At 64.1% G+C, this 10,138-nt stretch carries 9 protein-coding genes; 6 read left to right on the top strand and 3 right to left on the bottom strand.

The window, feature by feature from the left end:
• Window positions 1-382 (top strand): MIP/aquaporin family protein (locus ACSFBL_RS34085; RefSeq protein WP_475539799.1); only part of this gene is annotated, 382 nt, incomplete at its 5' end.
• 275 nt (window positions 383-657) lie between these two features.
• On the top strand, window positions 658-1,260 hold the full coding sequence (gene wrbA, locus ACSFBL_RS34080) for an NAD(P)H:quinone oxidoreductase (protein WP_435520243.1): 603 nt from the start codon (window positions 658-660) through the stop codon (window positions 1,258-1,260).
• Window positions 1,261-1,695: 435 nt separating this feature from the next.
• Here wrbA and ACSFBL_RS34075 read toward each other — a convergent pair whose 3' ends face one another.
• Complete coding sequence (locus tag ACSFBL_RS34075) at window positions 1,696-2,412, bottom strand: MgtC/SapB family protein (RefSeq protein ID WP_435520242.1); 717 nt, start codon at window positions 2,410-2,412, stop codon at window positions 1,696-1,698.
• 290 nt (window positions 2,413-2,702) lie between these two features.
• Here ACSFBL_RS34075 and lplT point away from each other — a divergent pair, with 290 nt between their 5' ends.
• Window positions 2,703-3,971, top strand: a complete 1,269-nt coding sequence (gene lplT, locus ACSFBL_RS34070; protein WP_435520241.1) for a lysophospholipid transporter LplT — start codon at window positions 2,703-2,705, stop codon at window positions 3,969-3,971.
• A gap of 14 nt (window positions 3,972-3,985) precedes the next feature.
• Here the strand turns inward: lplT and ACSFBL_RS34065 are convergent, their stop codons facing one another.
• Complete coding sequence (locus tag ACSFBL_RS34065) at window positions 3,986-5,230, bottom strand: glycosyltransferase family 4 protein (RefSeq protein WP_435520240.1); 1,245 nt, start codon at window positions 5,228-5,230, stop codon at window positions 3,986-3,988.
• Window positions 5,231-5,371: 141 nt separating this feature from the next.
• On the opposite strand from ACSFBL_RS34065, the gene ACSFBL_RS34060 reads away from it, so the two are divergent.
• Entirely contained in the window at window positions 5,372-5,983 is a 612-nt protein-coding gene (locus ACSFBL_RS34060) for a hypothetical protein (RefSeq protein ID WP_435520239.1), read from the top strand.
• 6 nt (window positions 5,984-5,989) lie between these two features.
• On the opposite strand, the gene ACSFBL_RS34055 is transcribed toward ACSFBL_RS34060, so the two are convergent.
• Complete coding sequence (locus tag ACSFBL_RS34055) at window positions 5,990-7,645, bottom strand: aminotransferase class III-fold pyridoxal phosphate-dependent enzyme (protein WP_435520238.1); 1,656 nt, start codon at window positions 7,643-7,645, stop codon at window positions 5,990-5,992.
• A 59-nt stretch (window positions 7,646-7,704) separates the two neighbouring features.
• Here ACSFBL_RS34055 and asd point away from each other — a divergent pair, with 59 nt between their 5' ends.
• Window positions 7,705-8,631, top strand: a complete 927-nt coding sequence (gene asd, locus ACSFBL_RS34050) for an archaetidylserine decarboxylase (protein ID WP_435520237.1) — start codon at window positions 7,705-7,707, stop codon at window positions 8,629-8,631.
• A gap of 217 nt (window positions 8,632-8,848) precedes the next feature.
• A complete protein-coding gene (locus ACSFBL_RS34045; RefSeq protein ID WP_435520244.1) occupies window positions 8,849-10,129 on the top strand; it encodes a porin in 1,281 nt (426 codons plus the stop codon).
• Window positions 10,130-10,138: the final 9 nt, after the last annotated feature.

Below are 10,138 nucleotides of genomic sequence, written 5' to 3'. Positions count from 1 at the left end.
GCCATATATCGCTGCGCAGCTCTTGGGGGCCATGCTGGGCGCATGGCTGGCCAACGCCATGTTCGACCTGAGCATTTTTCAGTGGAGCACAAAAGTCCGCGCTGGACCGGGCCAATGCCTGGCTGAACTTGTGGCGACGGCAGGTCTGGTGCTGGTCATCCTCCGTTCGCCCCTTGGAAAGGCGCCGGTGCTCGTGGCCTGCTACATCGGTGCGGCGTACTGGTTCACGGCCAGCACGTCATTTGCCAACCCCGCTGCAGTCTTCGGCCGGATGTTCAGCAACACCTTCGCGGGCATTGCGCCATCGAGTGCCATCGCCTTTACGGCTGCCGAGCTTTTGGGTGCGGCACTCGGAGCTATCGTCTACAGGGTAATTCGCTAAAGCCGTCGTTCGCGAAGTACCGCTCATGGCCCGACTGCCAAGATTCGGGCGCGCTCATCGAACGACGGCTGACGCTGCACTTGCCGTACAGCGGTCGCTGATGACTGGCAGGGTAGCGCCCCAGAGCCGCCGCTGACGATGCCGATCTCGACCGCCAAAGTGGGATTTGGTTGTGAAGTTGCGAAGCGCTCGACAGGCATACTGTGAGATCCGACACAAGCACTCGTCGGTTCCCCGGGAGATCCCGCTCTCATCATCACTTTTCAGGAGTCGTCATGGCGAAAGTACTCGTTCTGTACCACAGCATCTACGGCCACGTGGAGGCAATGGCGGAAGCCGTCGCAGGAGGGGCACGCGAGGTTGCCGGCGCCAAGGTCGACCTCAAGCGCGTTCCTGAAACGATGTCCGACGAAGCGTTCAAGCAGGCCGGCGGCAAGACCAATCAAGCCGCCGCCATTGCCAAGCCGGAAGAGCTGGCCAACTACGACGCAATCATCTTCGGCACCGGCACCCGCTTCGGCAACATGACGGGTCAAATGCGCACGTTCCTGGACCAGACCGGCGCCCTCTGGATGAGTGGTGCCTTGGTCGGGAAAGTCGGTTCCGTATTCAGCAGCAGTGCAACACAGCACGGCGGTCAGGAGAGCACGATCCTCACGTTCCATCCGACGCTGCTGCACCAAGGAATGATCATCGTCGGCCTTCCCTATTCCGAATCGCGGCAAATGGGACTCGACGAGATCAAGGGCGGCAGCCCTTATGGGGCCTCGACCATCACCGGAGGTCAAGGCGAACGAATGCCCAGCGCACTGGAGCTCGGTATGGCGAATTTCCAGGGCAGGCACGTCACCACGATTGCCACAAAACTCTTCGGGTGAGCGGCCCACGCTCGCCTTGAGCCCTTTCACCACGCCCACGATGAGTGTGCAATGTTCATGCACTTCAGGCGATCTCTCCGAAGCTCCATTGCGGCCCCTACCCAATGACACTGCCGTCCATCGCCTCGCCTCGGAGGTGGCCTCAAGACTTGTTGTCGCCGGTCGCGTTTCTGCGCCGAACGACGGCAACCATTCAAGGATGACTTTCGCGCATTTCTTCGCGACCGGCGAGCCGACCACGGACTTGAACCTTCGTGGCATCGTGAGGACGTGGGGCAGGGCGGCGGTGGGTCACTTGTAGCTGGCAACTGGCCGACGCTGAGAAGGCTTGCGAGGGTCGACTAGGGGCTGCTGCTGCGGCCACGACGCAGTTGGAAAGGCTAATGCCGCGGAGGCCATGACAGGAGCCCACTCTTCGGCGTCGCGCGCGTCTTCTCAGTCCTGCCCGCTGGCGCTCCAGAAAGCATGAGTGACGCCGGGCATTTTCTCGACTCGTTCCATCACCGCGTCCAGTTGTTCCGGGACGACAGACGTTGCATAGAGGACGGCGAGGATGTGCACGTCTTCGCGGCCGAATGGATGCTGCTCGACATGGCGCGCCGGGTATCCGTCGGCCTCCAGCCACTCGATCAGATGGTCGTGAACGACGGCACGCTCGCTGCCCCGGCAGATCACCTGCACCGTGTAGGTGGACTCGCTGCTCATTTCGTCCAATGGCTTGCGGTTGATGCGGTCGGCAACCGGCCGCAGCAGCGTATTGGCGGAGAGCACGAAGAGGCCAGCAATGAACGCCTCGGCGATACGGTCGGCCCCCGCGCAGGCACCCACTGCCGCGGAGCCCCAGAGCGTGGCTGCAGTATTGATCCCAGTCACGTTGATGCCTTCCTTCATGATTGCGCCAGCCCCAAGGAATCCCACGCCCGAGACCACGTAGGCAATCACCCGGACGGCCCCCTCGTTGCCCGTCAGGCCCTGCGCCAGGTCGACGAAGACAGCGGCGCCCACTGCCACAAGCGTGTTGGTGCGCAGCCCGGCCGTGCGTTGGCGAATCTGACGCTCCAGGCCGATCAGGCCGCCAAGGACGAAGGCGGCACTCAAGCTCACGAAGGTGTCGAGGATCGACTGAGGGTCGAAATAGTGCATCGCTTGCATTGCGCGATTGTGCACATGGCTCCGAGACGACAACAGCGTTTCATGCTGGGGCGAGGAGCACGCGCCAGGCGCGCCCCCGAGGATCACCGCGATCGCGCGAATCGAGACGATCCGGTTAGGGGCACCTTCCTTCAGTCTGTTCGTCAGGCAAGGTCAGCGCGCATGGTGCGGGTGCTCGTTCAGGACGTCGTGCTGAAACGCCAGATCGGTTTCATTCACGAGGGCGTCACGACGGTGGACGACCATCGGCGCCCATGCATGACGACATCGCGCCGGGCCGCACCCGCTGAATGCCGCGAGGCTTCTACTTGCTGATCGCTGGGCAGGCCATCTCCTCGCTGGCGGACAACGCGTTGCTGATCGTCGCCATTGCGCTGCTTCAGGAGCGTGGCTCACCGCTGTGGTGGGCGCCGCTGCTTAAGTTCTTCTTCACGCTGTCCTACGTATTGCTGGCACCCGCCATCGGACCACTGGCCGATGCCATGCCGAAGGCACGGCTGATGACTGCGATGAACGTGGTCAAGCTGGGGGGTGTCGTGCTGCTCATTGCCGGCGTGAATCCGTTGTTGGCCTTTGCCGTCGTGGGCTTCGGTGCCGCCGCCTATGCCCCCGCCAAGTACGGCCTGGTCACCGAGATGGTTGGCCCACGCAATCTGGTGGCGGCCAATGGCTGGATCGAAGTCTCAGTGGTGTGCGCCGCGCTGCTGGGCACAGTGCTGGGCGGGCTGCTAGTGGCGAATGGGCTGCGCGCCTCCGCGGCCAGTCTGGTCCTGCGCGAGTGGTTGGCGCCGTCGACTGACAGCAGCCTCGTCCTCTCGATGGTCGCGCTCCTGGGCGCCTACCTGTTGGCGGCCCTCATGAATGCACGCGTACCCGATAGTGGCGCCCGCTATGCGCGGACTCGCCCCCATCTATCAGTGCTGTTGCACGAGTTTCGCGCCGCCGTCCGTACGTTGTGGCGCGACCGTGACGGCGGGCTGTCGCTCGCCGTCACCAGCATCTTTTGGGGCGTCGGAGCCACCTTGCAATTCGCGGTTCTCAAATGGGCGACCGAGCTTCTGGGCCTCACCCTGGAGCGCGCCGCCTACTTGCAGGTGGCGGTGGCGCTGGGGGTCGTTGCCGGCGCCGGCGTTGCAGGGCGTCACGTGGCCCTCGGGCACGCCAAGCGGGTGCTGCCAGCCGGCGTCGTGCTCGGCCTGTGCATGCCCTTGGTCGCTTCCTCCGGATCGCTGTGGTTGGCGGTTCCGTTGCTGGCGCTTGTAGGCGTGGTGGGGGGTGTCTTGGTGGTGCCGCTCAATGCGCTGTTGCAGCACCGCGGCTACACCTTGTTGAGCGCTGGTCGATCGATTGCCGTGCAGGGCTTCAACGAGAACCTCAGCGTATTGATGATGCTCGCCGGCTATGCGGCCCTGATTGCCATCGACGTGCCGATCGTGCCGCTGATGTGGGGTCTGGGGCTGCTGGTGGCCGCCGCCATCGTGCTCCTGATCTGGCGCGAGCACGGCATCGAGCGCCGCTTCGGCCCGAGCCCGGACAGCGAGCTCACGACCTCGCGCTGACGGCCGGGAGACGTTCAGGCCGCGCCGGCCATTGGCCGGCTGCGCGCTTCGGTCGCGCGGGGCGTCTCACCGCTGGCCAGTGTGGCGTAGAGCACCTTTTCGACCTGCGTGACGATATGGTCCCACCTGGCTTCGCCGATGCTTTCTCGCGCTCGTTGCCCCATCTGCCGCGCAGCAGGGAGTCCGTCGGCCACCAGTTCACCAGCCATCCGCACGAAGGCCTCTTCATCCCCGATGGGGGCCAACAGCCCGTTGCGGCCACTGTGGATCATCTGGCTGGCGCTTGCATGGTCATAGGCCAGCACCGCGAGGCCACTGGCCATGGCCTCCAGGGTGACGTTGCCGAATGTCTCGGTCATGCTGGGGAAGATGAAGATGTCGCTGGAGGCGTAGTACGTGCCCAGTTCCTCGCCGCGGCGCGTGCCTACAAAGATGGCCTCCGGTAGCGCCGCGGCGAGTTGCTGCGCCAGAGGGCCTTCGCCCACCACCACGAGGCGCGTGGCGGCGTTTCGCTCGCGCATGGCGATGAAGGCATTGCCCAGCGCATCCAGATTCTTTTCAGGCGCCAGGCGGCCGACAAACAGGGCCACCGGCGTCTCGGGTGTGACGCCCCATTGCCCCCGCAGCGCCTCGCTGCGCCGCCGCGGGTTGAACTGCTCGGTATCGACGCCACGCGCAACGAGCACCAGCCGCTCGAAGCCTTGGCCGCGCAACTGCTGTCGCAGGGTTTCGCTGGGCACCATCGTGAAGGCGGTGCGGTTATGGAACTTGCGCAGATAGCTCATGATCGGCCGGTGCAGCCAGCCGATGCCGTAGTGCCGACTGTAGACGTGGAAGTTGGTCCGGAAGTCCGAGCACGCCGGGAGCTTCAGCTTGCGCGCCATCTGCAATGCCGACCAGCCCAACGGGCCCTCGGTGGCGATGTAGACGAGGTCCGGACGCCGGCGGCTCCACAACTGGACCAGCGCCTTGTTGGCCGGCATGCCCATCTTCATTTCGGGGTAGCGCGGGATCGGCACGCCGTGCACGAGGAGCTCGTCGAGTCGCTCCATGCGGCGGGCGAGGTCGCTTTCAGCCTGGCGCGGACGGACCAACTGGATGTCGTGCTCCAGCGAGCGAAGCCCCTCCACCACCTGATGCAAGCTGAGGGCCACTCCGTTGACCTCGGGCGGGTAGGTCTCGGTGACCACCGCGATGCGGAGCGAGCGCCGGGCAGCCGGCAGATGCTCGACAACGATAGGACCCAGCGATGAGTTCATGGCGCGCATGCTGGAGGTCAATTGCAACAGCGCGATGACGGTCGCTGCATCGTCACCAAGCCTTCACGCGTTCCGGTCACTATTCCGTCACGCGATTCGCAAGCCGGACGCCGCGTTCCACGTCAGATCAAAGGAGCTTCCGTGAACGACTTCTTGCGCACCCTCCAGATCCAGCGTTGGGACGACCATCGCTACTACCACCACAGCCGCATCAACCAGTCGCTGCACCTGGTGAGCGCGATCAGCTTCGTGATCGCCTACGTGATGCTGTTCATCGATCCGGTGGTCGCCGCGCTATTGGGCTGGGGCGTATCGATGACCAGCCGCCAGGCGGGGCACTTCTTCTTCGAACCCAAGAGCTATGACGAGGTCAACCAGGCCACACACGCGTACAAGGAAGAGATCAAGGTCGGCTACAACCTGCGGCGCAAGGTCGTGCTGATGGCGCTGTGGGCCGCGGTGCCGGTAGTGCTGTATTGGGACCGAACCCTGTTCGGCCTGTTGGATGCCACCAGCGGCTTCGAAGGCTTCATGCGACCGGTCGGACTGGCCTGGTTGGTGCTGGGCGCGGGCGGGCTGCTGTTCCGGACCGTCCACCTCTTCGTCCTGAAGGATGTGAAGACAGGCCTTGTCTGGATGATCAAGATCCTCACCGACCCATTTCACGACGTCAAGCTCTACCACCGCGCGCCGCTGCACTTGCTGCGCGGCGAGTTGATCGACCCGATGGGCGGGGCCGAGCGGCACGCCTGAGTGCGCTCACAGGCCCAAACGCTGCTTGACCATCTCGCGCAGGATGCCTCGTCTGATGGACCGGTTGGTCAGCGCCTCGTCGTGCCACCACCATCCGTCATGATGCATGGCCCGACCCGCGGCCACGAACCGCTGCGCGACCTGCTCGAAATCGGCGTCGGTGTAGTTGAGGCTGAAAATCAGTCGGCCGCTGCCCACCCAACTGAGGGCCAGCCCGTGCGCACGCAGGTAGTACTGCAAGAGCCAGTTGTAGCGTGCAGGTGCGGTGTACAGCACGGTCCAGATCGAGGAGAGGTTGGCCACCCGCACCGGTACGCCGGCCTGGGCGAGCCGATTGTTGAGATCCCGCGCGCGAGCGTTCCAGCGCACGTCGAGGTCGTCGTAGAGCGCGCGCACTGGGCGTGTATCCATTCGAACGAGGAAGGCATTCATGGCGCCCATCACGTAGGGATGGGCATTGAAGGTGCCGCGCGCGAAACAGATGTCGGCCGGCCGCTCATCGCGATAGCGCCTCATCAGAGCGGCACGGCCGCACACAACGCCGACTGGCAGGCCTCCGCCCAGCGTCTTGCCGTAGGTCACCATGTCGGCCTGCACGCCGAAGTACTCTTGCGCGCCGCCGGGTGCAAGCCGGAAGCCCACGAAGACTTCATCGAGGATCAGGACGATGCCGCGTTCGCTGCAAACCCGGCGCAGATCATGCAGCCATTCCGTGTAGGCGACGCGATTGAAGCTCGCGTTCCGGCTACTGTCGACGAGGGAGGAATCTCCGGGGGCGCCGGCGTTGGGATGCAGGGCCTGCAACGGATTCACCAGCACGCAGGCGATGTCCTTGCGCTTGCGCAGGACCCGCAGCGATCGCTGGTCCATCTCGCGCAGGGTATAGGTCTCGTGCGGCGGCAACGGGTTGCCCACCCCTGGCTGCACGTCTTCCCACCAGCCATGGTAGGCACCGCAGAACCGCACGAGGTGCGAGCGTCGTGTGTGGTAGCGCGCAAGCCGCACCGCCTGCATCACCGCCTCAGTGCCCGACATGTGAAAGGACACCTCGTCCAGCCCCGAGATGGCGCGCAGGCGCTGCACGTTGTCGAGCACGCACGGATGGTAGGTACCCAGCACCGGCCCCAACGGCTCCGCGAGCCGGCTGCCCTCGGCGATGCATTCCTTGTAGAAATCCACCCCGAGCAAGTTGACGCCGTAGGAGCCGGTGAGGTCGTAGAAGGTCTGCCCGTCCAGGTCCTGCACGGTGACGCCGCTTGCGTTCTGCACGAAAGCGCCCACCGGCAGGTGTTCGCGCACATGCGGGCTGTACTGGAACGGCACCCGGTAGCTGCTGGTGAACTGCAGATCGGACAGTCCAGGGCGCGCCTCTCGCGTGGCCGCGATCGACAGCGCATGGCGCGTGCGCAGTTGATGCGACAGGGCCTCGAAGCCGGCGCGGCGCTTCGCAATCACGTCTTCCGGCGCCCCGTCGGAATCGAAGAAGCGCTGGTCGTCATAGGCATAGCCGGGCAACTGCGCCGCGACCCGCTTGGCCATGCGCGAATGACCGGTCAGGGACGGGTGCTTCGCGCGCGAAAGCTCCAGACGGCGCCATGCCAGCGGTGCGGCGGCCGCGAGAGCGGCGAGGGCGACGGACGATACGAGAAAGGTCTGGGTCATGAGCTCTTTTGCAATTAACGCGCAACTCCCCCGGTCTATCCCAGCTTCTTGACGCCTTCATGAAAGCGCTTCGACAGGCACGTGACGCTCTGCTGCAGCAGGAGGATCTGAACTTCCTGCTCACCAACCGGATGCCGCGCATCGCGATGACCCGGTTCATGGGTTGGTTCAGCAAGGTCCGCAACCCGCTGGTGCGTAAAATCTCGATCGGCGTCTGGCGTCTGTTCACGGAACTCGACTTGAGCGAAGCCAGGAAGACGCGCTTTGTCAGCATGCACGACTGCTTCACGCGCGAGCTGAAGGAGGGCTCCCGGCCGATCGACCCGCGCGACCAAGTGCTCACGAGTCCCTGCGATGCCATCGTCGGCGCCTGCGGGACCGCGAATGGCGTCGAGGTGTTCCAGGCCAAGGGGTTTCCGTATTCGATGGCCGAGCTGTTCGGCGATGGGCAGTCCGCTGAGCCCTTTTGCGATGGCATCTTTGTGACGTTGCGACTCACCGCGAGCATGTACCACCGCTTCCACGCGCCGCACGACTGCACGGTGGAGCGCGTGCGCTATTTCTCCGGCGACACCTGGAACGTCAACCCGATTGCTCTCAAGCGGGTGGAACGCTTGTTTTGCCGCAATGAGCGCGCTGTGTTGCATGCGCGTCTGAATGCCGGTGGCCAGCGCATCGCGCTGGTTCCGGTGGCAGCCATCCTGGTCGCGAGCCTGCGCTTGCATTGCCTGGATGCGCTGTTGAATCTCGGCTGGCGGGGCCCGACGCGCATTGACTGCGACGAGCCCTACCGCAAGGGCGAGGAAATGGGGTGGTTCGAGCACGGCTCGACGATCATCGTGTTCGCGCCAAAGGGCTTCGCGCTGACTGAAGGCGTCGAGCCTGGCCTGCGCATCCGCATGGGTCAGGCGCTGATGCATCTGCCCGGCGCACAGGTGCCCATCCGTTCACCCTATGCGAAGCCAGCAGGGGCGCAATCGCGGTAGGCATCAGCCAACTCGGGGCAAGGGCCTCGGGCCGATCTTGCCTCTCGCAGTTGGAAGCGACGCGTTGTCTGCCGGCAAGCGACAGAATCGGAGCTTCGCGAACGAGCCGACCCGATGCAGCCTGGTTCGTACGTGCCGCGTAGCCAGCTCGTCACATAGCCGTCATCCCGCCGGCTTAGGGTGTCCTTGTCCATGAGCCGGCCGCTTGGAGGAATACATGAAGAAGGCCATAGCAGCGATGGTGCCTGTGGCAGCTTTGATGAGCGTCGGGACAGCTGCGGCGCAATCTTCAGTCACTGCGTTTGGCGTGGTGGATACGTCTTTGAGCGGCTACTGGAACCAGGCCGATGGCGCGTTCGGCAACACCATCACGACCAGCCAGACCGCGCTGACCAATTCCGCCTACAGTTCCAGCCGGATCGGCTTTCGTGGCACGGAGGATCTCGGTGGTGGCCTGGCGGCCAACTTCTGGCTCGAGGCCGGCATCAATACCGACGACGGATCAGGCGTCGGTTCGAACGGCGGCCTGCAGTTCAACCGCCGCTCGACCGTCAGTCTCGAAAGCAAGACCTTCGGCGAACTGCGCCTGGGCCGCGACTACACCCCGACCTACTGGAATGACAACCTCTTCGACCCATTCAGTGTCAATGGCGTCGGCACCAGCCTGATCAGCACCGCGAGCGGGCAGACCTCACCGGGCAGCGTCCGAACCGGTTGGACGAACGGGCAGTATTCCCGTGCCAGCAACTCGATTGGCTACTTCCTGCCGAAGCTCAACGGCTTCTACGGCCAGTTCATGTATGCCTTCAACGAAGCGGCCAGCTACGACCCAGCCAGCCTGACGCCGCCAGGCGCAGCTGCGATCGTCACCAACCCAGCGCTGGCGGTCGCTGACAACTCACGCGCGGGCCGATACATCGGCGGCCGCGCGGGTTACGCCAGTGGAAACCTGGATGTGGTGCTGGCGTACGGCGAAAGCACCGTCGGGTCCAACTACTACCTCGGTACCACGACAACCATCAACATCTGGAGCCTTGCCGGTTCATACGACTTTGGCGTGCTCAAGCTGTTCGGCGAGTACTCGAACAACAAGATGGACACAGTTCTCGCGACCAATGCCTTCAATCCTTTCGGTGTGACCAAGCCGGGATTCAACGGCGTGCTGATCGGCGCGACGATCCCCGTCTTCGGGTATGACCTGATCCGCGTCTCGTATTCGGGGGTGCGGTACAACAACACGAATACGAACCTGGTAGGCACGACCACGAACTTCTTCGGCTTCAACAACCAGCCGAAAGCCGACAAGTTCGCGATCGGGTACGTGTACAACTTCTCCAAGCGCACAGCCGTGTATGCGACATACGCGTATGTGAGCAACAAGGATGGCGCGGGCCTGTCCGTCGGGGGCCCGAACTTCTACGTGCGGCCAGTCGCTGGCATCGCAGCGGTGCCGGACAAGTCGTACGGCTACGATCTGGGTATCCGCTTTTCCTTTTGATCAGCCGCG

The sequence above is a fragment of the Variovorax glacialis genome (assembly GCF_051216375.1).
Lineage (GTDB): Bacteria > Pseudomonadota > Gammaproteobacteria > Burkholderiales > Burkholderiaceae_C > Variovorax.
Note: the sequence above shows the minus strand (reverse complement) of the source record. Positions and strands in the feature narration are given on the sequence as shown.

Bases quoted from the DNA above. Each gene is read 5' to 3' on its own strand.
- wrbA (WP_435520243.1), top strand. From the start codon at position 658: ATGGCGAAAGTACTCGTTCTGTACCACAGCATCTACGGCCACGTGGAG.
- ACSFBL_RS34075 (WP_435520242.1), bottom strand. From the start codon at position 2,412: ATGCAAGCGATGCACTATTTCGACCCTCAGTCGATCCTCGACACCTTC.
- lplT (WP_435520241.1), top strand. From the start codon at position 2,703: ATGCCGCGAGGCTTCTACTTGCTGATCGCTGGGCAGGCCATCTCCTCG.
- ACSFBL_RS34065 (WP_435520240.1), bottom strand. From the start codon at position 5,230: ATGAACTCATCGCTGGGTCCTATCGTTGTCGAGCATCTGCCGGCTGCC.
- ACSFBL_RS34055 (WP_435520238.1), bottom strand. From the start codon at position 7,645: ATGACCCAGACCTTTCTCGTATCGTCCGTCGCCCTCGCCGCTCTCGCG.
- asd (WP_435520237.1), top strand. From the start codon at position 7,705: ATGAAAGCGCTTCGACAGGCACGTGACGCTCTGCTGCAGCAGGAGGAT.
- ACSFBL_RS34045 (WP_435520244.1), top strand. From the start codon at position 8,849: ATGAAGAAGGCCATAGCAGCGATGGTGCCTGTGGCAGCTTTGATGAGC.